Annotated in this window: 18 protein-coding genes; 5 read left to right on the top strand and 13 right to left on the bottom strand. The window is 66.2% G+C overall.

Going from position 1 to position 26,376, the window contains the following annotated elements; translation table 11 throughout:
* Nucleotides 1-65: 65 nt before the first annotated feature.
* The 5 genes from uvrA to ACFUTU_RS12275 form a co-directional block, all read right to left on the bottom strand.
* Nucleotides 66-2,990 (bottom strand): excinuclease ABC subunit UvrA, encoded by a 2,925-nt coding sequence (gene uvrA, locus ACFUTU_RS12295; protein ID WP_377964583.1) that lies wholly within the window; start codon nucleotides 2,988-2,990, stop codon nucleotides 66-68.
* 60 nt (nucleotides 2,991-3,050) lie between these two features.
* A complete protein-coding gene (locus tag ACFUTU_RS12290; RefSeq protein ID WP_377964581.1) occupies nucleotides 3,051-3,431 on the bottom strand; it encodes a GntR family transcriptional regulator in 381 nt (126 codons plus the stop codon).
* Nucleotides 3,428-5,284: an ABC transporter ATP-binding protein gene (locus ACFUTU_RS12285; RefSeq protein ID WP_377964579.1), complete on the bottom strand. Its 1,857-nt coding sequence runs from the start codon at nucleotides 5,282-5,284 to the stop codon at nucleotides 3,428-3,430. Before ACFUTU_RS12285 ends, ACFUTU_RS12290 begins: the two co-directional genes overlap by 4 nt.
* 13 nt (nucleotides 5,285-5,297) lie before the next feature.
* On the bottom strand, nucleotides 5,298-7,085 hold the full coding sequence (locus ACFUTU_RS12280) for an ABC transporter ATP-binding protein (RefSeq protein WP_377964577.1): 1,788 nt from the start codon (nucleotides 7,083-7,085) through the stop codon (nucleotides 5,298-5,300).
* Nucleotides 7,086-7,205: 120 nt separating this feature from the next.
* Nucleotides 7,206-8,036, bottom strand: a complete 831-nt coding sequence (locus ACFUTU_RS12275) for a trans-aconitate 2-methyltransferase (protein WP_377964575.1) — start codon at nucleotides 8,034-8,036, stop codon at nucleotides 7,206-7,208.
* A 65-nt stretch (nucleotides 8,037-8,101) separates the two neighbouring features.
* On the opposite strand from ACFUTU_RS12275, the gene ACFUTU_RS12270 reads away from it, so the two are divergent.
* Nucleotides 8,102-10,648, top strand: coding sequence for a DEAD/DEAH box helicase (locus tag ACFUTU_RS12270; RefSeq protein ID WP_377964573.1), 2,547 nt, complete (start codon nucleotides 8,102-8,104; stop codon nucleotides 10,646-10,648).
* 95 nt (nucleotides 10,649-10,743) lie between these two features.
* On the opposite strand, the gene ACFUTU_RS12265 is transcribed toward ACFUTU_RS12270, so the two are convergent.
* Together ACFUTU_RS12265 and ACFUTU_RS12260 are read right to left on the bottom strand one after the other, a co-directional pair.
* A complete protein-coding gene (locus ACFUTU_RS12265; RefSeq protein WP_377964572.1) occupies nucleotides 10,744-11,280 on the bottom strand; it encodes a hypothetical protein in 537 nt (178 codons plus the stop codon).
* 242 nt (nucleotides 11,281-11,522) lie between these two features.
* Complete coding sequence (locus ACFUTU_RS12260) at nucleotides 11,523-12,335, bottom strand: 4'-phosphopantetheinyl transferase family protein (protein WP_377964570.1); 813 nt, start codon at nucleotides 12,333-12,335, stop codon at nucleotides 11,523-11,525.
* Nucleotides 12,336-12,437: 102 nt separating this feature from the next.
* Between ACFUTU_RS12260 and ACFUTU_RS12255 the strand changes: the two genes are divergently transcribed.
* Together ACFUTU_RS12255 and ACFUTU_RS12250 are read left to right on the top strand one after the other, a co-directional pair.
* A complete protein-coding gene (locus tag ACFUTU_RS12255; RefSeq protein ID WP_377964568.1) occupies nucleotides 12,438-12,938 on the top strand; it encodes a GNAT family N-acetyltransferase in 501 nt (166 codons plus the stop codon).
* Nucleotides 12,931-14,304 (top strand): alpha/beta fold hydrolase, encoded by a 1,374-nt coding sequence (locus tag ACFUTU_RS12250; protein ID WP_377964566.1) that lies wholly within the window; start codon nucleotides 12,931-12,933, stop codon nucleotides 14,302-14,304. Before ACFUTU_RS12255 ends, ACFUTU_RS12250 begins: the two co-directional genes overlap by 8 nt.
* 82 nt (nucleotides 14,305-14,386) lie before the next feature.
* Here ACFUTU_RS12250 and ACFUTU_RS12245 read toward each other — a convergent pair whose 3' ends face one another.
* From ACFUTU_RS12245 to coaE, 3 genes are all read right to left on the bottom strand, one after another.
* Nucleotides 14,387-15,412 (bottom strand): TerC family protein, encoded by a 1,026-nt coding sequence (locus ACFUTU_RS12245; protein ID WP_377964564.1) that lies wholly within the window; start codon nucleotides 15,410-15,412, stop codon nucleotides 14,387-14,389.
* Between the two features lie 257 nt (nucleotides 15,413-15,669).
* A complete protein-coding gene (gene uvrB / locus ACFUTU_RS12240) occupies nucleotides 15,670-17,802 on the bottom strand; it encodes an excinuclease ABC subunit UvrB (protein ID WP_377964562.1) in 2,133 nt (710 codons plus the stop codon).
* Between the two features lie 40 nt (nucleotides 17,803-17,842).
* Nucleotides 17,843-19,084, bottom strand: a complete 1,242-nt coding sequence (gene coaE, locus ACFUTU_RS12235) for a dephospho-CoA kinase (protein ID WP_377964560.1) — start codon at nucleotides 19,082-19,084, stop codon at nucleotides 17,843-17,845.
* A 223-nt stretch (nucleotides 19,085-19,307) separates the two neighbouring features.
* Between coaE and ACFUTU_RS12230 the strand changes: the two genes are divergently transcribed.
* Complete coding sequence (locus tag ACFUTU_RS12230) at nucleotides 19,308-19,994, top strand: IMPACT family protein (RefSeq protein WP_377964558.1); 687 nt, start codon at nucleotides 19,308-19,310, stop codon at nucleotides 19,992-19,994.
* Between the two features lie 98 nt (nucleotides 19,995-20,092).
* Entirely contained in the window at nucleotides 20,093-20,659 is a 567-nt protein-coding gene (locus ACFUTU_RS12225; protein WP_377964556.1) for a type 1 glutamine amidotransferase domain-containing protein, read from the top strand.
* A gap of 116 nt (nucleotides 20,660-20,775) precedes the next feature.
* Here ACFUTU_RS12225 and rpsA read toward each other — a convergent pair whose 3' ends face one another.
* The 3 genes from rpsA to polA all read right to left on the bottom strand — a co-directional run bounded on the left by rpsA (nucleotide 20,776) and on the right by polA (nucleotide 26,371).
* Nucleotides 20,776-22,251 carry a 30S ribosomal protein S1 gene (rpsA, locus tag ACFUTU_RS12220; protein ID WP_377964554.1) on the bottom strand — a complete coding sequence of 492 codons (1,476 nt, stop codon included), beginning with the start codon at nucleotides 22,249-22,251 and terminating at the stop codon, nucleotides 20,776-20,778.
* Between the two features lie 191 nt (nucleotides 22,252-22,442).
* A complete protein-coding gene (locus ACFUTU_RS12215; protein ID WP_377964552.1) occupies nucleotides 22,443-23,732 on the bottom strand; it encodes a GNAT family N-acetyltransferase in 1,290 nt (429 codons plus the stop codon).
* Nucleotides 23,732-26,371 carry a DNA polymerase I gene (gene polA, locus ACFUTU_RS12210; protein ID WP_377964587.1) on the bottom strand — a complete coding sequence of 880 codons (2,640 nt, stop codon included), beginning with the start codon at nucleotides 26,369-26,371 and terminating at the stop codon, nucleotides 23,732-23,734. The genes ACFUTU_RS12215 and polA overlap by 1 nt, the downstream gene beginning before the upstream one ends.
* Nucleotides 26,372-26,376: the final 5 nt, after the last annotated feature.

The raw sequence follows: 26,376 nt of genomic DNA, 5'->3' as shown, positions 1-26,376 counted from the left end.
GCCAGATGCTCTGGCGGGCCTCCGCTGCCCTGCAGAAAGACCGGTGGAAAGCCCAGGTGCGGACGCTAGCCGAGGATTTCGGCCAGGAACTTCGCGGTGTGGCTCTCCGAGGACTTGGACACCTGCTCCGGCGTGCCGGAGGCTACGATCCGTCCGCCGCCCGAGCCGCCGTCGGGGCCCAGATCCACGATCCAGTCTGCACTCTTGATGACGTCCAGGTTGTGCTCGATGGTGATGACGGTGTTGCCCTTGTCCACGAGGCCCTGCAGCACCATGAGCAGCTTCCGGATGTCCTCGAAGTGGAGACCGGTTGTGGGCTCGTCCAGGACGTAGACGCTGCGGCCGTTGGACCGCTTCTGGAGCTCGGCCGCGAGCTTGACGCGCTGCGCCTCACCGCCCGACAGAGTGGTGGCGGGCTGGCCCAGCCGGACGTAACCGAGGCCGACGTCGACGAGTGTCTTGAGGTGGCGCGCGATCGGCGAGAACGCCGCGAAGAACTCGGCACCCTCCTCGATGGGCATGTTCAGCACATCTGCGATGGTCTTGCCCTTGTAGTGCACCTCAAGGGTCTCCCGGTTGTACCGTGCGCCGTGGCAGACTTCGCACGGAACGTAAACATCCGGCAGGAAGTTCATTTCGATCTTCAGTGTGCCGTCACCGGAGCAGGCCTCACAGCGGCCGCCCTTGACGTTGAAGGAGAACCGCCCGGGAAGGTACCCGCGGACCTTGGCCTCCGTGGTCTCGGCGAAGAGCTTCCGGATGTGGTCGAACACGCCTGTGTACGTGGCCGGGTTGGACCGCGGGGTGCGGCCGATCGGGCTCTGGTCCACGTGCACCACCTTGTCGAGGTGCTCGAGGCCCTGGACGGTCTTGTGCCGGCCGGCCACCTGCTTGGCGCCGTTCAGCTTGTTGGCCAGTACCTTGTACAGGATCTCGTTGACCAGGGTCGACTTGCCGGAGCCGCTCACGCCGGTCACGGCGGTGAAGAGGCCGAGGGGGAAGCTCGCGTCAACGCCCAGGAGGTTGTTCTCGCGGGCGCCCACCACCTTCAGTTCGCGCTTCTTGTCGTACTTGCGCCGCTTCTTGGGAACGTCGATGCTCTTCCGGCCGGCGAGATAGTCGCCGGTGAGGGACTTCGTGTTCTCCAGGAGTTCCTTGTAGGACCCGGAGTGGACCACCTGTCCGCCGTGCTCGCCGGCTCCCGGCCCGATGTCGACGATCCAGTCGGCCTCGTGGATGGTGTCCTCATCGTGTTCGACGACGATGAGCGTGTTGCCCAGGTCGCGCAGCCGGGTCAGGGTTTCGATCAGGCGCCGGTTGTCGCGCTGGTGCAGGCCGATGGACGGCTCGTCAAGGACGTAGAGGACGCCCACCAGGCCCGAGCCGATCTGCGTGGCCAGCCGGATGCGCTGGGCCTCACCGCCGGAGAGGGTGCCGGAGGGGCGCTCCAGGTTCAGGTACTCCAACCCGACGTCCAGGAGGAACGTGAGGCGGGCCTGGATCTCCTTGAGGACCTGGTGGGCGATCTGCGCCTCACGGCCGGTCAGCACAAGGTTGTCCAGGAACGCTGCGCATTCGCGCATGGGGAGCCGCGCGACGTCGGCAATGGACTTGCCGTTGATGAGCACCGAGAGCGACGCCGGGTTCAGCCGGGCGCCGTCGCAGGCCGGGCACGGGATCTGCCGCATGTATTCCTCGTACCGGTCCCTGGCGTAGTCGGACTCGGTTTCGGTGTGCTTGCGGTGAACGTACTGCACAACGCCTTCGAAGCCCGTGCTGTACTTGCGCTCCCGGCCGAACCGGTTGCGGTACTGCACCACAACCTTGTGGTCCTTGCCGTGCAGGACGGTCTGCCGGACGTCCTTGGGCAGGTCCTGCCAGGGCGTGCTCATGGAGAACCCGAGCTCCAGGGCGAGTCCGCCGAGCAGCCGGTTCCAGTATTCGGTGGTAGCAGTGCCCAGGGACCACGGCGCGATGGCGCCGTCCTCCAGGGCAAGCTCCGGGTTGGGAATGATGAGTTCCTCGTCGACTTCCAGCCGGGTGCCGATGCCGCTGCAGGCCGAGCAGGCGCCGAACGGGTTGTTAAAGGAGAACGACCGGGGCTCAATCTCGTCGATGGCCAGGGGGTGCTCGTTGGGGCAGGCCAGGTTCTCCGAGAAAGCCCGCGTGCGGTGCGGATCGTCGGCATCGAGATCGACGAAGTCGGCCAGGACGCGCCCCTCGGCGAGGCCCAGCGCCGTCTCGATGGAATCGGTCAGCCGCTGCCGGATACCTTCCTTGACCACGAGGCGGTCCACCACCACCTCAATGGTGTGCTTGAACTGCTTGCCCAGCTTGGGCGGATCGCTCAGCTGGACAAGATCGCCGTCCACCCGGGCACGCGAATAGCCCTTGGCCGTCAGCTCTTTGAAGAGGTCGACGAATTCGCCCTTGCGCCCGCGCACCACCGGGGCGAGGATCTGGAATCGGGTGCCGTCCTCCAGTTCGAGCAGCTGGTCCACGATCTGCTGCGGGGTCTGCTTGATGACAGGCTCGCCGCACACAGGACAGTGCGGACGGCCCACGCGTGCCCACAGGAGACGCATGTAGTCGTAGATTTCGGTGATGGTGCCCACCGTGGAACGCGGGTTCTTGCTGGTGGATTTCTGGTCGATGGAGACCGCCGGCGACAGGCCTTCGATGAAGTCGACGTCGGGCTTGTCCACCTGGCCCAGGAACTGCCGGGCGTAGGCCGACAGGGATTCGACGTACCGGCGCTGGCCCTCGGCGAAGATGGTGTCGAACGCCAGGGAGGACTTGCCGGAACCGGACAGGCCGGTGAAGACAATCATGGCGTCGCGCGGCAGGTCCAGGTCTACGTTGCGGAGGTTGTGCTCGCGGGCGCCCTTGACCACCAGCCGGGAAAGATCCGGGCGCGCCGGTTTGGCGGGGCTCAGGGGGACGACGGCGGAAGGGACAACAGTGGTTTCTTCAGCTACGGCTTTAGGCACCCACTAATGCTAGTCGAAAACTTCTTCGAATATCCACGCGGGTGTGCTACGCCACTGCCGCTACTCGGCGTCGTAGGCCGCCGCCAGCAGGTGGACCGCCTGCGCGAAGGTCGCTCCCTGGGATTTTGCCGCCGCAGCATATTCTGCCGCGGCCTCGGACAGCGCCCCCCACCGTTCGTCCCGGGCACAGACCACCGTTCCGTTGCGGCCCTTGGTGGCCACGACGCCTGCGGCCTCGAGTTCCTTGTACGCCCGCGCCACGGTGTGGGGTGCGACGCCGAGCGTTCCGGCAAGGCTGCGCACGGCCGGCAGCCTGGTGCCGGGGGCAAGCTTTCCCTGGTCCGCCTGTTCGATCACGTGGAGGCGCAACTGCTCGAAGAGGGCCACGGAGCTGCCCGTGTTCGGTTTCCACTGCCCCGGGAAGGCATCTCCCCCGGTCACAGGCCCGACTCCCGGTAGCGCTGCTGGCCCGCCGCGTGCCGGCCCCGGTGCGGCCGGACGGCGGGTTCGCGGTCCGCCCCGCGGAACTGGGCCTCATACAGGTGCCGGTAGTGGCCGTCCACGGACAGCAGGCTGCTGTGGGTACCCTGTTCAACGATGCGTCCGTGATCCATGACCAGAATTAGATCAGCGTCGCGCACGGTGGACAACCTGTGGGCAATGATGAAGCTCGTCCTGCCGTGCCGCAGCCGGTTCATCGCGTTCTTGATCTGCACCTCCGTGCGGGTGTCAACGGAGCTCGTTGCCTCGTCCAGGATCAGGACGCTGCGGTCGGCAAGGCGGGCACGTGCGATCGTGATCAGCTGCCTCTGGCCCTGGCTCAGCGATTCGCCGTCGGTCCCTAAAGCAGTGGAGTAGCCCGCGGGCAGCGACCTCACGAAGTGGTCCACGTGGCTGTCCTCGGCAGCTGCCAGGATGCGGGCATCGTCCGCCCCCGGCCAGCCGTATTCGATGTTGTCGCGCACCGTCCCGCTGAACAGCCAGACGTCCTGCATGACGACGGCGAAGTTGGACCGAAGGGAGTCCACGGGCACTGTGCTGATGTCCGTGCCATCGATCGTGATGCGTCCGGAATCCAGCTCATAGAAGCGCATCAGCAGGTTCACCACCGTGGTCTTTCCGGCACCGGTGTGGCCCACAATGGCCACAGTCTGGCCCGGGAGCACGGAGAAGGACAGCCCGCTGACGGCCGGAGCCCCCGGGGTGTAGGCGAACGTGACGTCGTCGAACTCTATCCGGCCGCGCAGGCTGTCCCGGCGGGTGGGAACGGCGTCCTCACGCGGAACTTCCGGCTCGTCCAGCAGGGCAAACACGCGCTCTGCGGAGGCAGCGCACGACTGCATCAGGGTGAGCATGCCGCCGATCTGGCCCATCGGCTGGGTGAACAGGCGGCTGAACTGGATGAACGCCTGGATGCCGCCGATTGTCATGGCTCCGGCTGCCACCTGCAGGGCGCCCACGACGGCCACCGCCACGTAATTGACGTTGGCGACCAGGACCATGAGCGGTTGAACCGCTCCGGAAACGAACTGGGCGCGCGCGCTGCTGCGGGCAAGCCGGTCATTGCTCCGGCCAAAGATGGCCGATGCCGCATCCTGCTGCCCGAACGCCTTGACGACCTCGTGCCCGGTGATGAATTCCTCGATGCGTGCGTTCAGCTCCCCGGTGGACGTCCACTGGGCGGCGAAGTAGGCCTGGGACTGGCGCGCCATGAACACCGTTATCAGCGTGGACACGGGAACCGACACCAGTGCGATGAGCGCCAGGAGCGGCGAAATCCAGAGCATCATGGCCAGCGAGCCGAGCAGCATCAGGACGGACATGATCAGCTGGGTGAGGAGCTGGTTGAGTGCCTGGGAAATGTTGTCAACGTCATTAGTGGCCCGGCTCAGGACATCCCCCCTGGCCTGCTCCTGGAAGTGGGCCGATGGCAGCCGGTGCAGCTTGTCCTCGACCGCGGAGCGGAGGCGGAAGACGAGTCGCTGGACGGCGTACGCTGTCATGGCCCCCTGGAGCCAGTTGAAGGCCGAGGCACCGACGTACATCAGCGAGACCACCCCGAGCAGCATTGCCAGCCTTCCGGCGTCGAACGTGCCGTGCATAAAACCGTCGACGACGACGTCGGTGGCATCGCCGAGGAGCTTGGGGGCTACCACATTGAGGACGGCGAAACCGCAGGTTGCCGCCACGGCCAGCGTCATCCTGCCCCTGGACGGGCGCAGCAGGCCCAGGAGGCGTTTGGCCGCCGGGAGGAAACTGCCGGTGGTGCGTTTGGCGGCGTGTGAACCCCTCATGGGCGTCCGCTTCTCACGGCTGCTCATTCAGGGCCAGCTGGAACTCGGCGATCTCCCGGTAAGTGGGCGACGACGCCAGCAGTTCGGCATGCGTTCCCTGCGCCACGAGCCGGCCGTCTTCAAGCACCAGGATCCGGTCCGCGCCCATGATGGTCGGGATGCGTTCGGCCACCATCAGCACCGTGGCCGCCTCCAGCCGGGGCGCCAGCGCGTGCCGGACGGCGGCCTCGGTGGCGTAGTCGAGGGCGGAAAAACTGTCATCGAAGAGGTAGAGGTCGGCACTGCGGAGCATTGCCCGGGCGATGCAGAGCCGCTGGCGCTGCCCGCCGGAAAGGCCGGCTCCGCCCTGGGCAACGGCCGCCTGGAGACCTTCGGGGAACCCGCGGACGAAGTCCTCGGCCTGGGCCAGCTGCAGCGCCTGCCACAGCTGGTCATCGGTGGCATCCGGCGCGGCCATCCGCAGGTTGCTGGCCACGGTGCCGGAGAAGAGGTAGGAGTGCTGCGGCACTACCGAAATCCTTTGCCGCAGGCGGTCAGGGAGCAGCCCCCGGACATCCGTTCCGCCGAACCGGACCTCACCGGAGGTGGCAGTCAGGAAGCGCGGAAGCAGGTTCAGCAGCGTGCTTTTGCCGCTGCCGGTGGCGCCGATGATGGCCGTGACGGTGCCGGGGCGGGCCGAAAATGAAATGTCGGCCAGGACCGGCGACTCGGCCCCCGGATACGCGAACCAGACGTGGCTGAACTGGACTCCCCCGCCCTCCGGATGCGGCGGCTGCGCCACGTCCGGCCGGGCAGCCGGCTGCCGGACGACCGCACTGGGCCTGGGCCCGGGTTCGGCGCCCACGGCCAAGGCGGGCGCCACATCCAGGACATCCTGGATCCGTTCGGCGCAGACGGCCGCGCGCGGTGCTGTGCTGAACACGTACATCGCCATCATGATGGCGAGCAGGATCTGCAGGATGTACGCGATGAAGGCCGTCAGCGCGCCCACCTGCATGCTGCCGCTGCTGATCAGGTGCCCGCCGAACCAGACCACGGCCACCGAGGAGAGGTTCACCACGATCATGATCATCGGGAGCATGCCCGCCACCACGAGCGCAGACTCAAGGTTGTTCCGGGTCAGCCGCCGGTTGGCTTCGGCGAAACGGGCAACCTCATGCCTCTGCCGGACAAAGCCGCGGATGACGTTGGCGCCGATGATCTGCTCGCGCAGGATGCGGGTGATGCTGTCGATGAGCGCCTGTCCCTGCCGGTAGAGCGGGATGAGGCGGCGGACGATCAGGTACATGATGAGCACCAGTACCGGGACAATGACAATCACGACGGCCGACAGTGCGGCATTCTGCTGGACGGCCAGGATGATGCCGCCGATTCCCATGACCGGTGCCGCCGCGAGCATGGTGAAGACCAGGACCGCGAAGGTCTGGATCTGCTGCACGTCGTTGGTGGCCCTGGTGACCAGGCTGGGAGTGCCGAACGTCCCGATCTCCTGGGATGACATCGCCTGGACCTGGGCGAACAGCTCCCGCCGCAGCCGGTGGCCGATCTTCATGGCGACGCCGGCCCCGAGATACCCCGCGCCCAGGGCGGCTGCAGCCTGCACGGCGGTCAGCACCAGCATCCAGCCGCCGAGCCCCAGGATCACCCCGGGTTGGCCGGCGAGAATCCCGTCGTCGATGATGCTGGCGTTGAGGGTCGGCAGCATCAGGTTTCCGGCCGTCTGCACCACCTGCAGGATGACGATTGCCCAGACAGCGGCCCGGTGCCCGGCGAGAAGGCGGAGCATTAAGCCAATCAGCACCGCACCTCCTATATCCAGGGCGTACGGGAGCCTGGGCCGGCCCCCAATGACCGCTTGGCCATTGTAAGCCAGATCACATCGGACCGCGCGGGACGCGGCCCGCGTGGCGGGACCGCCGCCTTAGAGCTTGCGGGCCACCGCGAAGATCCGGCGGAACGGGTACACCGTGCCGTGCGGCGTGGCCGGATATGCTTCGGCCAGCCGCGCGCCGTACTCGGCCTCGAACGCGGCCGCATCCTCAGGCGTCAGGGCGGCCAGCACAGGCCGCAGCCCGGCGCCCCGGACCCAATCCAGGACCGGGTTCCCACCGGTGAGCACCTGCTGGTACGTGGTTTCCCACGCATCAGCCGCACATCCGGCGTCGAGCATGATTTCCAGGTAGCGTGCGGGCGGTGCCACTGCCTCGTCGTGGCGCAGCACGCCGCCAAGTTTCCCGGCCCACTGCGGTGATTCCGCGACGTCCTTCATCAGGGTGTGGGACGCCGAGTCGAAGTTGCCCGGCACCTGGAGCGCGAACCAGGCGCCCGGTTTCAGGGCCGCCAGCCAGCCGGCCAGCAGTTCGGGGTGCCCCGGAACCCACTGCAGCGCCGCGTTGCTCACCACCACATCCGTGTCCGCGGAAGGCTGCCAGTCCGCAATGTCCCCAAGCGTGAACTCAAGTCCCGGCGCGGTCTGCCGGTGCTGTTCGGCGGTGGCGAGCATCTCTGCCGAGGAGTCCAGGCCCACCACCCGCGCGGACGGCCAGCGGGCGGCGAGCGTGGCGGTCAGGTTCCCGGGGCCGCAGCCCAGGTCCACCACCTCCCGCGGGGCGTTGGCAAGGACGCGGCCGGTCAGGTCAAAGAACGGGCGCTGCCGGTAGTCCCCGAACTGGACGTATCGCGCGGGATCCCACACATGGCCTCCTCTAATTAAGACTTCGAAGTGATCCGGGCCGGTGCATTGGCCAGGCATGGCGAGCCTAGCGCCGGACGGGCAGGAAATGGCCCAGGGACGCGCTGGCACTAAGCTGGAAGGCAATGAAACTCGTTGAACAGCTCCCCGCCCCGTCCGCAAGGATCACCACCGGAGCCGGCGCGGACCCGGACACGCTGTACGAGCGCTTCGTGGAGTGGACCGAGAGCCGCGGACTGCAGCTGTACCCGGCCCAGGACGAGGCAATCATGGAACTGGCTTCCGGCGCCAACGTGATCCTGGCAACGCCCACGGGTTCCGGCAAGTCCCTCGTTGCCATTGCTGCCCATTTCCAGGCGATGGCACGCGGTGAACGCAGTTACTACACCGCCCCTATCAAGGCCCTCGTGTCCGAAAAGTTCTTTGCCCTCTGCGAGATCTTCGGAGCGGAGAACGTCGGCATGATCACCGGCGACTCCGGAGTGAACCAGGATGCTCCGATCATCTGCTGCACGGCCGAGATCCTGGCCAACACCGCCCTGCGCGAAGGTGCTGCGGCCGAGCTGGGCGCCGTCATCATGGACGAGTTCCATTTCTACTCCGATCCGCAGCGCGGCTGGGCCTGGCAGGTCCCGCTGCTGGAACTGCCGCAGGCACAGTTTCTGCTGATGTCCGCCACCCTCGGCGACGTCAGCCGCTTCGAAGCCGGCATGACCGAACTCACTGGCCGGCCCACCACCACCGTCAGCTCGGCCGAACGCCCCATCCCGCTGCACTACTACTACCGCGAAACGCCCGTCCACGAGACCCTCGAGGAACTGCTGGGCACCCGGGAGGTGCCGGTCTACGTGGTGCACTTCAGCCAGGCGGAAGCCATCGAACGCGCGCAGACGCTCATGAGCATCAACGTGTGCACACGTGAGGAAAAGGACAAGATCGCCGAGCTGATCGCAAACTTCCGTTTCGCGGCGGGCTTCGGCAAGACGCTGAACCGTCTGGTGCGGCACGGCATCGGCGTGCACCACGCGGGCATGCTGCCCAAGTACCGCCGGCTCGTGGAGCAGCTGGCGCAGGCCGGGCTGCTCAAGGTTATCTGCGGCACGGACACGCTGGGCGTAGGGATTAACGTGCCCATCCGCACCGTTGTGCTCACCGCACTGAGCAAGTACGACGGCGTACGCACCCGCCTGCTCAACTCCCGTGAGTTCCACCAGATTGCCGGAAGGGCCGGCAGGGCCGGTTATGACACCGCCGGGACGGTGGTGGTGCAGGCGCCCGAGCATGTGGTGGAGAACGTCAAGGCGATGGCCAAGGCCACCGCGAAATTCGGGGATGACCAGCGGAAGCTGCGCCAGGTGGTGAAGAAGAAGCCGCCGGAGGGGTTCGTGTCCTGGGGTGAACCCACGTACAACCGCCTGGTCGAGTCCGTGCCGGAGCCGCTGAGCTCCAGCTTCACCGTAACCCACGCGATGCTCATGAACCTCATGGAGCGCCCTGGCGACCCGTTCGCCGCGGCCCGGCGTCTCCTCACGGAAAACCACGAGAGCCGGCCCTCGCAGCTCCGGCTCATGAAGAAGGCCCTCGGGATCTACCGGGAGCTGCTCGCGGCCGAAGTCGTGGAGCGCATCCCGGCGGACGAGCAGGGAACGGACGGCCGCACAGTGCGCCTGACCGTCCACCTGCAGCCGAACTTTGCCCTGAACCAGCCGTTGTCCCCGTTCGCCCTGGCCGCGCTGGACCTGCTGGACCCCGAATCCCCGTCCTACGCCGCCGACGTGGTTTCCGTGATCGAAGCCACGCTCGAGAAGCCGCGGCAGATCCTTTCCGCGCAGCAGAAGAAGGCCCGCGGCGAGGCCGTGGCCGCCATGAAGGCCGACGGCATCGAGTATGAGCAGCGGATGGCGATGCTCGACGAGGTCACCTATCCCCAGCCGCTCGCGGAAATCCTGGGCGAGGCCTTCGACGTGTACCGGAAAGCGGCGCCGTGGGTGGGCGACTTTGAACTGGCCCCCAAGTCGGTCATCCGGGACATGTATGAGCGTGCCATGAACTTCGGCGAGTTCGTGCAGTTCTACGGCCTGGCCCGGTCCGAGGGGATCGTGCTGCGCTACCTGGCGGACGGCTTCAAGGCGCTCCGGCAGACCGTGCCGCAGGATGCGCTGCGCGAGGACCTGGAAGACCTAATCGCCTGGCTCGGCGAGCTGGTGCGGCAGGTGGATTCCAGCCTGCTGGACGAGTGGGAGGAACTGACGTCCGGCGCCGCGCCGACGCCGCACGACGCACCGCCTCCCCCGCCGCCGTCGCTCACGTCCAACATCCGCGCTTTCCGCGTCATGGTCCGGAACGAAATGTTCCGGCGGGTGGAGCTTTTTGCGGATGAGGACGCCACCGCCCTTGGAGAGCTCGACGGCGACGCCGGCTGGGATGCCGACCGCTGGGAAGACGCCCTGGACGACTACTTCGACGAGCATGACGACATCGGCACCGGCCCCGACGCACGCGGCCCGGGGCTTCTCATCATCAAGGAGGAGCCCGGCGTTTGGAAGGTCCGGCAGATTTTCGACGACCCGGCCGGCAACCACGACTGGGGCATTTCAGCGGAAGTGGATCTGGCCGCCTCAGACGAGACCGGAACCGCGGTGGTCCGGGTGACCGGGGCCAACCGGCTCTGACCGGGCGCATGCGTTAACGTGGTTGAGGGCGGCATCCGTGCCGCCCTCAACGCTTAAGGTGTCACCAATGGCTCCCGGCTATCGGTGTGGCGCCCTTAGCGGTAATCGCGTCCCTTCTCAACCTTGATGGTTGCATGCGCCCGGTCGGAATCGGACTTCCACGTCCAGTGGCCGTGCCGGTCCTTGTCCTTGAACTGGATCTTTACGGTGTGCGATACCTTGACATCCTTGTCGCCACGGTCGAAGGAGACTTTCTCCTTGCTGTCGAAGTACTTGTTTCCGTGGACCCAGACCCAGCCATGATCGCGGCCGAGGTCCTTGTCGTCCCGTCCGCCGTGCTTGAACATCTTGTGGTCGAAGTAGACCCTCGTGCCCTTGTCGCAGTGGATCTTGAACTTGAAGACGACCTTGACGGACTTGCCGTAGTCCCTGTCCTTCCCGTCCCTTTCAGCCTTGTATGGCTTGTAGGCCGTGACGTGACAGTTCTTGTCATCCTTACCGTGCTCTGGTGCAGCGCTGGCAGGCCCGGCGAGGGCAACGGGACCGGCTAGGAGTCCCAGGGAAACGGTCGAAACCAACGCGAGCTTGGCTGCCAAGGGATGCCGCTGCGGTGTTGGCGAGGTGATGGCCATAGTCTTGCTCCTGCTTTGCGATTCACGTGTTATCAGAAGGCGGCAGCATGAGCCGATCACGGGGCGCGTGGAGACCTATCAACCACTTCTGCCGATTGTCAATCGTCCACCCGGAGTAGCCAGGTGGCCCGCAAGCCGGATCCATGCCTGGGGAACTGCCATGATCCGGTACTTCACGATTTTACTCGCGGAAGTGCGTGTCAACTCGCATTTACCGAAACTGTCAACCTTCACAGGTTGATTCACGGGAGGAAGGGGCGACCGTGCGCGTCCTTCCATGCGGTGTCATACCGGCCTCCAGCCGCTGTGCGGACGGCCACCGCCGCCACAAAGGAGCCGGGCAGCCCCAGTGAATCCGGCAGGACGGCGTCGACCAGCCACCGGTATTCCCGTCCGATTTCAGGTGCACCCGCAAAGTCCGGCAGCAGTGGAACCGGTCCGGCAACGTCCACGAGGCTGGGGTCGATAAAAGCCAGCCCCCTGCCCAGTGCCTTGAGCACCGCCTCTTTGCGCGCCCACAGGAGCGTCTGGACTTCCGGCCGCAGGGCGGGCTCCATCCTCTGGAGGTGCTGCCGCTCGCGCTCTGAAAGGGCAACCTCGGGAAACCCTGCAAAGCCTGCGGCTGTGGCATCCTCCAGGTCGACGCCGACCCCCAGCACCTGTTCGTCCGCGGTGGCCGCCAGCAGGCACCAGTCCCCCGTGCGGCTCAGGCTTGCAAGCACGGCGGGCCCGTCCGGCCCGGCCTGGTAACGGGGCATGCCGTGCACACGGTCGTCCTTTGAACATTCCCGGCAGGCGAAGTCCGCCCGCAGCGCGCCGGCACGGACACCTGCCACGGCGGCGGCGTGGCCGCGCAGCGCAATGCGCCCTGCCAGGAACCTGTCCCGGCGGATCCCGGAACCGAAGGACACGGCCAGCCGCTGCTCGCCGTCGTCCAGGGTGGCGGCCTGCCGGAGGTCGACGGCGGACAGCTGCACGGCAGCCAGTCCCGCGGCAGGCAGTCCCGCGGCAGCCGGAAGGATCCCGTCCAGACCTGGCTCTGCCCGTCTTTCCACACCGCCTCCGAAAGCTTGCTGCACTGTTATCGGGTCATCAGCCTATGCGCCCGCGGCCCCGGCCGGCGTGCGGCCTCTCCGGGACGCAGTAAGCTCGGAATCATGAGTGTAATCCGTCCCGCAACACCCGCCGACGTTCCCGTAATCCTGCAAATGATCCACGAGCTGGCCGTCTACGAAAAGGAGCCGGACGCCGTCCGGAACACCCCCGAGATGCTCACCGAGGTGCTCTTCGGCAGCAACCCGCGCGTCTACGCCCACATGGCCGAGAACGAGGACGGGCAGGTCCGGGGCTTCGCCCTCTGGTTCCTCAACTATTCCACCTGGGAGGGCGTGCACGGGATTTACCTGGAGGACCTCTACGTCACCCCGGAGGCCCGTGGTGAGGGCCACGGCAAGGCGCTGCTGCAGCATCTGGCGGCGACCGCCGTCGAACGGGGCTATGCCCGCGTTGAGTGGAGTGTCCTGGACTGGAACGAACCGTCGATCGCCTTTTACCGGAATCTTGGGGCCTTCCCGATGGAGGAATGGTCGACATTCCGGCTTACCGGAGCGGCGCTGGCCGGATTCGGCAGCCGCAGCAAGGCCGGTGTCCATGGCTGAGGCCGCGCTGGACGCCAGCACCCAGAAGGGCGGCGCCGTGCAACAGCGACCAGTCCATACAGTGCGCGCCCGGCACAAATTCCGCGGCATGCGTACTGCAGAGCACTACTTCACGGTGCCCCTGGACCATTTCGCCGGCCCGGACGGAGCGGACGCGGCCGAGACCATCACGGTCTTCGCCCGCGAATATGTGTCCGCCGAGCACAGCGAGGCGGAGGCCGCGCGGCTGCCGTGGCTTTTGTACCTGCAGGGCGGTCCGGGCGGCCGCGGCAACCGCTTCGCATCCCTGGGCGGCTGGAGCAAGGCTGCGGCCAAGGACTTCCGGATCCTGATGCTGGACCAGCGGGGCACAGGCCTCTCCTCCGCGGTTGACCGCAACACCCTGCCGCTGCGCGGGGACGCCGCAGCACAGGCAAGATACCTTGAGCACTTTCGGGCGGATTCAATCGTTGCCGACGCCGAGCTCATCCGCCAGGCCCTCGGCTCAGGGCCGTGGACCGTCTACGGGCAGAGCTACGGCGGCTTTTGCGCGCTGACGTACCTGTCGTTCGCGCCCACCGGCCTGCGTGAGGTGCTGATCACCGGCGGCCTTGCGCCGCTGGCGGGATCCCCCGACCGCGTTTACCGCGAGACCTTCAAACGGGTCGCAGCCCGGAACGCCGAGTACTTCGGCTGGTACCCCGAGGACCGGGAAGCCGTGAACCGGATCGCCGAGCACCTCCGCAGCACAGCTGAATGCCTTCCGGACGGCTCTCCCCTCACGGTCGAGCGTTTCCAGATGGTGGGGTCCTTCCTCGGCGGGAACACCCGGGTGGACAGCCTCCACAATCTGCTGGAGGACGCCTTTGTGGACACCTCCGGCGGTCCGCGGCTCTCCGACCCGTTCCTGGAGCAGATCCGTACACTGGTTTCGCGCGCGGCCAACCCCCTGTACGCACTGATGCACGAGTCCATCTACGGCCAGGACGAGGCCACCGGCTGGGCCGCCTGGCGGGTCCTCGAGGAGTTCCCCGAATTCCGCCCGGACGCAGCGGAAGTTCTCCTGACGGGCGAGATGGTCTACCCGTGGTACTTCGAACAGGACCCCGCCCTCCGCCCGCTCAAGGACGTGGCAGAGCTCCTGGCAGCCAAAGCCGACTGGAAGCCGCTGTATGACCCCGACCAGCTCGCCGCCAATATCGTTCCGACTGCGGCCGCGGTCTACCGGGACGATATCTATGTGGACCACGGGCTCTCCATGGAGACAGCTGCCGCCGTCCGCAAGCTGAACACCTGGGAAACAGGCGAGTTCCACCACGACGGCATCGCCGACGACGGGGAGGCCATCTTCGGCCGGCTACTCGGGATGGTGCGCTCCGCCCGCTGAGGCCCCGACAGACCCGTGACAACACAAAGCAACCCCGGGCATCTGATGGCCGGGGTTGCTTTGTCAGGCACGGAGCGGGATCCTAGTCGACGTCGCTCAGGCTCTTCCGGGCGTCCTCTTCCAGGCGCTCGTCCAGCTTTGCCTTCTGCGCGCCGGAGCTGACCAGGCTGGCGATCACGGCGATGATGATGGTGCCGATGATCACCGCGAGGGACACGTACGTCGGGATCTCCGGGGCCCACTCGATGTGGTGCCCGCCGTTGATGAACGGCAGTTCATTGACGTGCATGGCATGCAGGATCAGCTTCACGCCGATGAAGGCCAGGATGATGGACAGGGCGTGCTTCAGGTAGATGAGGCGGTTCATGAGGCCGCCGAGCAGGAAGTACAGCTGCCGCAGGCCCATCAGGGCGAAGATGTTCGCGGTGAAGACGATGAACGCGCTCTGCGTCAGCCCGAAGATGGCGGGGATGGAGTCGACGGCGAACAGCAGGTCCGTCATGCCAATGGTGATGAAGACGATGACCATCGGGGTGAAGACCTTCTTGCCGTCCACCGTGGTGCGCAATTTGCCGCCGTCGAATTTCTCGGACATCGGGATGACCTTGCGGAGCTTGGCGATGAGGGCGTTTTCCTTGTCCTCTTCGTCTTCACCCTCGTCCTGCGCCTGCTTCCAGGCAGTCCAGAGGAGGAAGGCACCGAAGATGTAGAAGACCCAGCTGAACTGCTCGATCACGATGGCGCCAAGCATGATGAAGATGCCGCGCAGGATCAGCGCGATGATGATGCCCACCATCAGCACCTCCTGCTGGTACTTACGGGGCACCGAGAAGCGGGCCATGATGATGATGAAAACGAAGAGGTTGTCGATGCTGAGGCTGTACTCAGTCACCCACCCGGCTACGAATTGGCTCCCGTACTCGGGTCCCGTAAACATGAACATGGCACCGGCGAACACGAGGGCCAGTGCCACGTAGAAGGCCACCCAGAGGCCGGCTTCCTTCATGGAGGGCTCGTGCGGACGGCGCACCACCAGAAGCAGGTCCATAAGGAGGATGATGCCGAGGACGACGAACGAGCCGACCTCGAACCAGACGGGAAGTTCCACAAAAATGCCTTTCGCAGGGTACAAAAAACCGGTGTAAGTCTCTCCGGCGAACCTGTGCACTTTGTGCTGATGTGGCTGCCCGCTACGCCCGGCAAGGCATCTGTGCCCTGCGTGTTGACGTTCGTAGCGCTTGGGATACTCCCCTACGTGACCTCAACTTTACCCTAGAGACGGCGCCCGCCGCGCCAGGTGACGCCAGACATGCAGGCCAGTAACGCGGGACGCGCCACGGGCCTGCACTTGCTGTGGCGGTACGGCTAGGCGTGCCCTGCCGACTGCATCTGGCGCAATTCCTTCTTCAGCTCGGAAACTTCGTCACGGATCCGGGCAGCCACTTCGAACTGAAGTTCGGCAGCCGCCCCGTGCATCTGCTCGGTCAGCTGTTCGATCAGGCCCACCAGGTCCTCGGCGGGCGCGGCCGCCAGCCCGTCGGCCCGGACCATGGCGGCGCCCTTCTTGGCCCCCTTGCCGGCCTTGGCGCCGGGCTTGGGGGCCCCGGTAATGCCGCGTTTGCCCTTGCCGTAGTCGAAGCTGCCCAGCAGCGCATCGGTGTCCGCATCCTCGCGCGCCAGCTGGTCTGTGATGTCGGCGATCTTTTTCCGCAGCGGCTGCGGGTCCACACCGTTTTCTTTGTTGAAGGCCACCTGGATGGCGCGGCGGCGGTTGGTCTCCTCGATGGCCTGCGCCATGGAGTCGGTGATCCGGTCGGCGTACATGTGCACCTGTCCGGACACGTTCCTGGCGGCACGGCCGATGGTCTGGATCAGCGACGTGGAGGAACGCAGGAAGCCTTCCTTGTCGGCGTCGAGGATGCTCACCAGCGACACCTCGGGCAGATCGAGGCCCTCACGGAGGAGGTTGATGCCGACCAGGACGTCGAAGGTGCCCAGCCGGAGTTCGCGCAGCAGCTCCACGCGGCGCAGGGTGTCCACGTCCGAGTGCAGGTACTCGACCTTGACGCCGTGGCCCAGGAGGTAGTCCGTGAGGTCCTCGGCCATGCGCTTGGTCAGGGTGGTCACCAGGACGCGCTCGTCCTTTTCCACCCGGGTCCGGATCTCGCCCAGGAGGTCGTCGATCTGGCCCTTCGTGGGTTTGACGATGACCTCGGGGTCCACCAGGCCCGTGGGACGGATGATCTGCTGCACGTAGCCGTCGGCCTTGCCGAGCTCGTACTTTCCGGGCGTGGCGGACAGATACACGGTCTGGCCTACGCGCTCCAGGAACTCGTCCCACTTCAGGGGCCGGTTGTCCATAGCTGACGGCAGCCGGAAGCCGTGGTCCACCAGGGTGCGCTTGCGCGACATGTCGCCCTCGTACATCGCACCGATCTGGGGCACGGTGACGTGCGATTCGTCGATGACCAGCAGGAAGTCGTCCGGGAAGTAGTCCAGGAGGCAGTGCGGCGCGCTCCCGCCCGGGCGCCCGTCGATGTGGCGGGAGTAGTTCTCGATGCCGTTGCAGAATCCCATCTGCTGCATCATTTCGAGGTCGTAGGTGGTGCGCATGCGGAGCCGCTGGGACTCGACCAGCTTGTTCTGCCCCTCGAGCACGCTGAGCCGCTCCGCCAGCTCGTCCTCGATGGCGGAGATGGCCCTGGACATGCGCTCCGGACCGGCCACGTAGTGCGACGCCGGGAAGACGTACATCTCGGTTTCCTCGCGCAGGACCTCGCCGGTGACCGGATGCAGCGTGTGGATGCTTTCCACCTCGTCGCCGAAGAACTCGATCCGGAGGGCGAGTTCCTCGTACATGGGGATGATTTCCACGGTGTCGCCGCGGACCCGGAACGTTCCGCGGTGGAAGTCCATGTCATTGCGGACGTACTGCATGGAGACGAACTTCCGCAGGAGGTCGTCGCGGTTCATTTCCTGGCCCTGGCGCAGGGTGACCATGCCCGCGATGTACTCCTCGGGCGTGCCAAGGCCGTAGATGCAGGAAACGGTGGCCACCACGATCACGTCACGCCGGGTCAGGAGGGCGTTGGTCGCGGAGTGCCGGAGCCGCTCCACTTCCTCGTTGATCGAGGAGTCCTTCTCGATGAAGGTGTCCGTCTGCGGGACATAGGCTTCGGGCTGGTAGTAGTCGTAGTAGGAAACGAAGTATTCCACCGCATTGTTGGGGAGCAGCTCGCGGAACTCGTTGGCCAGCTGCGCGGCGAGGGTCTTGTTCTGGACCATCACCAGTGTGGGCCGCTGCACCTGCTCCACCAGCCATGCTGTGGTGGCGCTCTTGCCGGTGCCCGTGGCGCCGAGCAGGACCACGTCCTTTTCACCGTTTTTGATGCGTTCGGTGAGTTCGGCGATCGCCGCCGGCTGGTCACCGGCCGGCTTGAACTCGCTGATGACCTCGAACGGGGCAACGACGCGGTTGATCTCCTGCGCAAGACTCATGCATCTAATCTACCGCCGGGCACTGACAGGGATGTCCGATTCAGCTTTGGGCTGTACGCGCAACACCCGTGGGCACATACGACGGCGGCCGCCAGCCGCTGCTTTCAGCCCACCGTTCCATTTCGGGAACCGCGACATCGCGGAACCAGTCCTCCTTGCCCGCGGCGTAGCCGGCGGTGGTGTCATCGGAAGCATGCAGCGCGGCCACGCGCCGTTTCTCCGCGGCATACTCCCCGCGCGCGGCGGGGTCGGCGCGCAGCCAGTCGCGGAAGCACAGGGCAAACCGCCACCCGGGCGAGCCTGCCACCCGGACGTGGAGATTCACCGGGCGCGCGGGATCGGCGTTGCCGTGCAGGCGCTTGGACCAGGCCGCGGGGTCGGGACGTCCGGGCAGGGGGCTGTCCATCAGGATTCCCGGCCAGGGCGGGAACCCGGCGGCAGCAAGGAGCGGCGCGATACGGTCGGCCGTGGCGAGGTCCGGCACGGCGACCTGGAGGTCGATGACGTCTTTCGCCTCGAGGCCGGGAACGGCCGTCGAGCCGATGTGGTCGACGGCCAGGACGTCATCCGGGGCCGCTGCCTTCAGCCGCCCGGCCAGATTTGACGCCTGGCGCGGCCAGTCCGCGTCAGGTTCCGTCAGGACGGGGGCACCGCTGCGGGCTGCCACCGTTGCCTGGCTGATGTTCCGGGCGAAGGGCAGGAGGCGCCCGTGCCACAGCCGGTCGACCGAGGCCAGCAGCTCATCGGGCGTGCCGGAATTGCCCAGAACCACATCCGCTGCGTCGAGGCGGTCCTGGCGGGACGCCTGCGCGGCCATCCGCGAACGGGCGTCCGCCTCCGTCATTCCGCGGTGTTCCATCATGCGCTGCAGCCGGATATCCTCCGGCGCATCCACCACGAGCACAAGATGGAAGTTCTTCTGCTGCCCGGTTTCCACCAGGAGTGGAATGTCCTGCACCACTACCGCGCCCTCCGGGGCGGCAGCAATCACCGCTGCAGCGCGTTCACGCACAAGCGGGTGGACGATGGCGTTCAGCTCCGCGCGCCGTTCGGGCTCCCGGAACACGATGGCTCCGAGGCGTGGCCGGTCGAGCCGTCCGTCGCCGTCGAGGATCTCCGGCCCGAAAGCAGCCACGACGGCGGCAAGGCCCGGGGTGCCGGGTTCCACGACCTCGCGGGCAATCGCGTCGGCATCGACGAGCACGGCGCCCAGTTCCTCCAGGCGTGTTGCCACCAGCGACTTCCCCGACGCGATCCCGCCTGTCAACCCAATCTTCAGCACCCCCCAAGACTAATCCCCACTGCCTCCCTAACCTCGCTCCGCTCGGCCAGGGAACCCTGGCGGCGTGGGCCCATCCACCGTCCTCCTAACCTCGCTCCGCTCGGCCAGGGAACCCTGGCGGCGTGGGCCCATCCACTGCAGCCCCACTCCGGCAAGCTCGATTGGGGCCCCTCGGCAGCGTGGGCCCATCCGCTGCCTCCCCAATCTCGCCTAGACTTGGGCGGTGCAAGAGCAAGAGAGCAGGTCATCGGCATACACGACGCTGGCCGCCGGCGGCGGCTTCCGCCACGAGATCGAGGTTAAGCGGTCCCGGTTCATCACCGTGCTGCGGCGGGCGGACAGCGAAAACGGCGCCCGTGCCCTGGTGTCCGAGCTGCGCCGGGAATTCCATGACGCCGGGCACCACTGCTCCGCGTTCGTGCTTGGGCCTGACCGCGACATCCAGCGTTCCAGCGACGACGGCGAACCTTCCGGCACCGCCGGGATCCCGATGCTGGAGGCCCTGATCCGGCGGGAAACCGCGCCCGGGGTGACGGACCTCAGCGACGTGAGTGCCGTCGTCGTGCGTTATTTCGGCGGGATCCTGCTCGGCGCCGGCGGACTGGTGCGCGCCTACTCCGATTCGGTATCAACGGCGCTGGAGCTTGCTCCGATGGTGCAGCGCCGGCGCCTGCGCATCTGTGCCGTGCGGGTCCCGCATGCCGCGGCCGGGCGCCTCGAAAACGACCTGCGCAGTGCGGGCTATGCCATGGCGGAAACCGGCTACGAAGCCCAGTCCACGGTGCTTCGCCTTGCCCTGCCGGATGCGCCCGGTGACCTGGCGGAAGCCGCGGACCGCTTGGCGGCCCTGACCGCCGGCAGCGCCGCCCTTCAGCCTGAGGGCACCGAATGGATTGACATCCCGCGCTAACCACCGCGCCGGCCTTGCCGGCGTAAATAATCAGCTTGCTTATGAGTTTCGGCTTTCCTAGGGTGGACCTGTAAGGCATCACAGGAAAAGGAGGACTCATGTCAGAGCACAACATCAACGGCAAGAGGGTCGCATTTCTGCTGACAGACGGCGTGGAGCAGGTTGAACTGACCAGCCCGTGGGACGCCGTCAAGAACGCCGGCGGCGAGCCCGTTCTGGTAGCCCCGAAAAGCGGCAAGCTTCAGGGATTTGAGGGCGTCGAGAAGGGCGACACCTTCGATGTGGACCTGGTCCTGAAGGACGCCAACGCCTCGGACTTCCACGCCCTGGTGATTCCCGGGGGCGTGGTGAACGCTGACCATCTGCGGGTGGACAAGGATGCGCAGGCGTTTGCGCGTAGCTTCTTCGAGCAGCACAAGCCGGTAGCGGCCATCTGCCACGGCCCGTGGCTGCTCATCGACGCCGGCGTCGTCAAAGGCAGGAACCTCACTTCCTACCACACGCTGGCCACGGACCTGCGGAATGCCGGCGCCAACTGGAGCGACCAGGAAGTGGTGGTGGACCAGGGCTTTGTGACCAGCCGGAAGCCGGACGACCTTCCTGCGTTCAATGACAAAGTGCTGGAGGAAATCGCGGAAGGTGAGCACGCCGGCCAGACGGCCTGATCCCTCAGAATCCATAACCCGGCACCATGAACCGCCGGCAATAACAAAGGTGGCCGCCCCCTTTCGGGGACGGCCACCTTTTTACTGGCTTTCAGCTGTCAGCCAGCGCCGGGCAATTAGTTGCCGGTCAGCTTCTCACGCAGAGCGGCAAGAGCCTCGTCCGAAGCAAGCGTGCCTGCACCGGAGTCAGTGGTAGCCGGCTCGGAGGAGTAGCTGGTGGCGCCGGAGTCGCTGTCGCCGGACGTCGCTGCAGCAGCGTCGTCGGCAGCGTGCTGGGCAACCTGCTTCTTGTGGGCTTCCCAGCGGGTCTGGGCATCAGCGTACTGCTGCTCCCAGGCGGCGCGCTGAGCCTCGTAGCCCTCGAGCCATTCGTTGGACTCGGGGTCGAAGCCCTCGGGGTACTTGTAGTTGCCCTCTTCGTCGTACTCTGCGGCCATGCCGTACAGAGCCGGGTCGAACTCGGTGCTGTCGGCGTCAACGCCCTCGTTGGCCTGCTTGAGGGAGAGGGAGATGCGGCGGCGCTCGAGGTCGATGTCGATGACCTTGACGAACAGTTCGTCGCCAACGGAGACAACCTGCTCAGCCAGCTCAACGTGGCGGACGGCCAGTTCGGAGATGTGAACGAGGCCTTCGATGCCGTCTTCGACGCGGACGAATGCACCGAACGGAACGAGCTTGGTGACCTTACCCGGAACAACCTGGCCGAGGGCGTGGGTGCGGGCGAAGGTCTGCCACGGGTCTTCCTGCGTAGCCTTGAGGGACAGGGAGACACGCTCGCGGTCCAGATCCACTTCGAGGACCTCGACGGTGACTTCCTGGCCGACCTCGACAACCTCGGACGGGTGGTCGATGTGCTTCCAGGACAGCTCGGAAACGTGAACCAGGCCGTCTACGCCGCCCAGGTCCACGAAGGCACCGAAGTTGACGATGGAGGAAACAACGCCGGGACGGACCTGGCCCTTTTCCAGCTTGTTGAGGAAGGTGGAGCGGACCTCGGACTGGGTCTGCTCGAGCCATGCACGGCGGGACAGCACAACGTTGTTGCGGTTCTTGTCCAGCTCGATGATCTTGGCTTCGATCTGCTGGCCGATGTACGGAGCCAGGTCGCGCACACGGCGCATCTCGACGAGGGATGCGGGCAGGAAGCCGCGCAGACCGATGTCGAGGATAAGACCACCCTTGACAACCTCGATGACGGTACCGGTGACAACACCGTCTTCTTCCTTGACCTTCTCGATGTCGCCCCAGGCACGCTCGTACTGAGCACGCTTCTTGGAGAGGATCAGGCGGCCTTCTTTGTCTTCCTTGGTGAGCACCAGGGCTTCGACCTGATCGCCGACGGAGACAACTTCTCCGGGATCAACGTCGTGCTTGATGGAAAGCTCGCGGGAGGGGATGACACCTTCGGTCTTGTAACCGATGTCGAGCAGAACTTCGTCGCGGTCGACCTTGACGACGGTACCTTCGACGAGGTCCCCGTCGTTGAAGTACTTGATGGTGGCGTCGACTGCTGCGAGGAAGTCCTCAGCGGTACCGATGTCGTTAATGGCGACCTGCGGGGTACCGGGCTTCTCGGTGGAGGTGATGGTCATGTAGTAGGGGCTCCGTTGTGGATAGTTAGTCGGTCAGGCAAACCGCCGCGCCCGCGCTATGGAACGCAGGCGCAGTGCGGGCACTCCGCAAGGAAGTGCCTGGTCATCCTGATTTTGTGGATTGAAGAAAATGCGGGCACGTAGTATCCGCCCGTTTATTCTAGTGGCAAGCGCCAAGCAGGGTCAAAGCGCTAGAAATGTGTCAGGCAGTGCGGCGGACGTTCGACGGCGAACATCAGGGCGGCGCGGAACGCCGCCCCGGGTGTGTGCTCCAGAATGCGCCCCGACTCCGCGAGGATCACGGGACTGACCCCGCCCAGGTAGATGGACCCAAGTTCGGCAACGCCCAGCGACAGATCCGGCACCGTGCCCGGGGGCGCCTCCACGACCCGGGCATCTCCCCCGCTGACGTTCAGGACGTACGTGCCGCCCGCGAGGCCCAGGGTGTCGGCCACCTCGAGCACCAGGGTTCCGTCAGCGGAGAAACGCCGCGCGGCCAGGGCCTGGCCGGCGTCCAGGATCCGCAGCCAGAGCATGTCCCGCTGGTCCGCCGACTCAATGCACCTGGGATCCTCGAGCGCCCACGCCAGGGGGTCATCCACCGGAGCCGACTCCCAGCTCACGCGTTCGGAGAGGTCGATGGCGCCCAGGAACTGCCACAGCTCGAGGTAGGCCGGGCCCGTGGCCGCCACGAGATCCACAAGTTCGATGGTGTACGGCTTCGCGTCCCAGCCGGCGAACCTGTAGGAGGCGTAGCCATCCACCCGGCCGGACGCGTCGTAGTGCAGGGCGCACCGGATGGCATCATCCTCTGAACCGTCACGGCCGAAGGCACCCGACACGGTGTGCCGGTAGGCCTCCTGGCGCACGATGGACCCGGGCGTCAGCCGGTGGACCCGGTCGAAGACGCCGGCCGCCAGGTCCAGGAGCACCCTCCGGTCGGCCATTTCCACGCTGCCGGTGGCCGCGTGGCGGATCCTGAACCTCGGACCGGTGTCCACCTTGATGCTCCGCTCGAACGTGGCAACGCCAAAGCCAAAGCGCCCGTAGATGGAACCCTCCGAAGCGGTGAGGGCCGCCAGCGCGACGCCGGCGGCTTTGGCCGCCCCCAGGTCTTCGGTCATCATCCGGCGGAGGAGTCCCTGCCGCCGGTGCGTGCCGCGGACCGTCACCGCGGTGACAAGCTGCGTTTCCAGCTGCCGGCCGTACCCGATGTTCAGGTCCTTGCGGAGAGTGGCGAACGTGGCCACCGGAACGTCCGGGCCCAGGGAGTGGGGCGCCACCGGCGCCGCCTGGTAAATGCCGGTCAGTTCACGATCGTCCGTCCGGTACATGGCCAGGATCTTGTCCACGAACGTGTCGTTCCGGTTGCTGTCGTGGAACCCGGAGCCCACCGCCTTGACCCACGCACTGGCCAAGGCGGTGTCAGGGGAACCGTCCGGAGCCGTACGGAATCTCTTGACTTCATACCGGTCCGGCATCAGTGACCCGCGTCGTACCAGCTGGTGCCGACGCCGATCTGGACCTCCAGCGGTACGCTGAGGTCCGCGGCGGCGGCCATCTGCTCGGTGACGAGCTTTTCAACGGCATCCCGCTCGCCCGCGGCGACTTCCAGCACGAGTTCGTCATGGACCTGCAGCAGCATGCGCGACTTCAGTCCCTGGGCCGCCAGTTCCGAATGCACACCGAGCATGGCGCGCTTGATGATGTCCGCGGCGGACCCCTGGATGGGTGAGTTCAGCGCGATGCGTTCAGCGTTCTCCCTGAGCTGGCGGTTGGTGCTGGTGAGGTCAGGCAGGTACCGGCGCCGGCCTTCGATCGTGGACGTGTAGCCGTCAACGCGGGCCTGATCCACCACGCCGCGCAGGTAGTCGCGGACAGCGCCGAAGCGGTCGAAGTAGTCCTTCATGAGGTTCCTGGCCTCATCCACGGAGATTTCCAACTGCTTGGACAGCCCGAAGGACGTCAGCCCGTAGGCCAGGCCGTAGGACATGGCCTTGACCTTGGAGCGCATGGCACTGGTCACCTCGGCCGGCGGCACGTGGAAGATGGACGAACCCACGAAGCGGTGCAGGTCCTCACCCTCACGGTAAGCCTGGATCAGCCCGGCATCGCCGGACAGATGCGCCATGATGCGCATCTCGATCTGCGAGTAGTCGGCGGACAGCAGGCACTCGTAGCCGTCGCTGACCACGAAGATCCCGCGCACGCGGCGGCCTTCCTCGCTGCGGATCGGGATGTTCTGCAGGTTGGGGTTGTTGGACGAGATCCGCCCGGTGGCGGCCACGTTCTGGGCGTAGGTGGTGTGGATGCGGCCGTCCTCGGCCACGGACTTCTTCAGCGTTTCCACCATCTGCCGCAGCTTCGCCGACTCCCGGTGCGCCATGAGCTGGACCAGGAATTCATGCCCGGTCTTCTCCAGCAGGTTCTTCAGGGATGCCGCGTCGGTGGTGTAGCCGGACTTGATCTTCTTGGTCTTGGGCAGCTGGAGTTCCTCGAACAGGACAGTCTGCAGCTGCTTGGGCGAACCGAGGTTCACCTCGTGGCCGATCGCCGCGAACGCCCGCTCCTGGGCGTCGTCGATCACCCGGGCGAGGTCCGTGAGCTGCTCGTCCATCAGGTCCATGGAGACCGCAATGCCGGCTGTCTCCATGTCGGCCAGGACGCGGGCCACCGGAAGTTCCAGGGTGGCCAGCAGGTCCCCGGCCTTGCGTTCCTGCAGTTCCGATTCGAAGAACCGGCTCAGTTTGTGGACAACGGCGGCCACCTGGACCAGCGCACCGGACGCCGCGGCAGCGTCGTCGTCGAACTCCAGTTCCAGCTGGCCCGCCTTTGCGGCTTCTGCAGAAACGTGGATGTTCAGGTGGTGCTGGGCCAGCTCTGCCAGTTCGTAGGTGCGGCGGTCCGGTTCGATGAGGTAGCCGGAGATGGAGGTGTCATCCACGACGCCTTCCAGGCCAAATCCGCGGTTGGCCAGCGCTTTCAGGGCCGCTTTGTAGCCGTGAAGCACCTTCGGGGATTCGGCGTCCCGGAGCCACTGGGCCAGGACATTTTCAGCTTCTGCGTCCAATCCTGTGAGGTCCACGTAGGCGGCGGCATCGTCCCGCACGATGGCGACGGCGTCGGCGTCCTCGCCGATCCGGCCGGCCAGCACGTCAACAGCGAGGGCGGAGCGCTGGCCGGCACCTGCCTCGAGGAAGGCCCTGAGCGAGGCGGCGTCCTGCAAGGTTGCGAACTCGCGGCTTTCCAGGGTTTCGCGTTCGGCTTCCGTGACCTCGCTGGCGTACAGGTCGAAAAGCCGGGCGCGGATGGTCTTGAATTCGAGCTCGTCGAAGAGCTCTTCGAGTGCCTGCTGGTCCGGCCGCGGATCGGCCAGCTCGTCGAGCGTCACCGGCAGGTCGAGGTCGGTGTGGAGCTGGTTGAGCTTGCGGTTGCGCTTGACGGCGTCCACATTGGCGCGCAGTGCGTCCCCCACCTTCCCGCCGATGGCATCGAGGTGTTCCAGCACGCCCTCGAGGCCGCCGTACTGGTTGATCCATTTGGCTGCCGTCTTGGGCCCGACGCCGGGAACGCCCGGCAGGTTGTCCGCTGTCTCGCCCACCAGGGCCGCGAGGTCCGAGTACCGGGAGGGGCTGACGAAGTACTTGTCCTCGACGGCGGCAGCGTCCATCCGCGGAATGTCGCTGACGCCCTTCCTCGGGTAGAGCACGAACACGTTGTCGGTGATGAGCTGGAAGGCGTCCCGGTCACCCGAGACGAGCAGGACCTCGTGGCCGGCTTTCTCGCCCATGGCCGCGAGCGTGGCCAGGATGTCGTCCGCCTCGTAGCCGGGCATCTTGATGGTCTTGATGCCCCAGGCGCCCATGACTTTGTCGATGAGGTCGATCTGGCCGCTCATTTCCCGCGGAGTCTCGTTGCGGCCGCCCTTGTACTCGCTGTACTCGGCCTTGCGGTGAGTGGTGTCATCCGAGACGTCGAAGGCGACCGCGATGTGGGTGGGCTTCTGCTCCTTGATGAGGTTGATCAGCATGGAGGTGAAGCCGTGGATCGCGTTGGTGTGCTGGCCCCGGGCGGTGGAGAACTTGTCCGCCGGAAGCGCGAAGAAGGCACGGAAGGCCATGGAGT

It is taken from the genome of Arthrobacter sp. NPDC057388, from assembly GCF_042668165.1.
Lineage (GTDB): Bacteria > Actinomycetota > Actinomycetes > Actinomycetales > Micrococcaceae > Arthrobacter.
Note: the sequence above shows the minus strand (reverse complement) of the source record. Positions and strands in the feature narration are given on the sequence as shown.

Coding starts and splice junctions, on each gene's coding strand:
- ACFUTU_RS12285 (WP_377964579.1), bottom strand. CDS start 5,284: ATGAGGGGTTCACACGCCGCCAAACGCACCACCGGCAGTTTCCTCCCG.
- ACFUTU_RS12275 (WP_377964575.1), bottom strand. CDS start 8,036: ATGCCTGGCCAATGCACCGGCCCGGATCACTTCGAAGTCTTAATTAGA.
- ACFUTU_RS12270 (WP_377964573.1), top strand. CDS start 8,102: ATGAAACTCGTTGAACAGCTCCCCGCCCCGTCCGCAAGGATCACCACC.
- ACFUTU_RS12265 (WP_377964572.1), bottom strand. CDS start 11,280: ATGGCCATCACCTCGCCAACACCGCAGCGGCATCCCTTGGCAGCCAAG.
- ACFUTU_RS12255 (WP_377964568.1), top strand. CDS start 12,438: ATGAGTGTAATCCGTCCCGCAACACCCGCCGACGTTCCCGTAATCCTG.
- ACFUTU_RS12250 (WP_377964566.1), top strand. CDS start 12,931: ATGGCTGAGGCCGCGCTGGACGCCAGCACCCAGAAGGGCGGCGCCGTG.
- uvrB (WP_377964562.1), bottom strand. CDS start 17,802: ATGAGTCTTGCGCAGGAGATCAACCGCGTCGTTGCCCCGTTCGAGGTC.
- ACFUTU_RS12225 (WP_377964556.1), top strand. CDS start 20,093: ATGTCAGAGCACAACATCAACGGCAAGAGGGTCGCATTTCTGCTGACA.
- rpsA (WP_377964554.1), bottom strand. CDS start 22,251: ATGACCATCACCTCCACCGAGAAGCCCGGTACCCCGCAGGTCGCCATT.
- ACFUTU_RS12215 (WP_377964552.1), bottom strand. CDS start 23,732: ATGCCGGACCGGTATGAAGTCAAGAGATTCCGTACGGCTCCGGACGGT.
- polA (WP_377964587.1), bottom strand. CDS start 26,371: ATGGCCTTCCGTGCCTTCTTCGCGCTTCCGGCGGACAAGTTCTCCACC.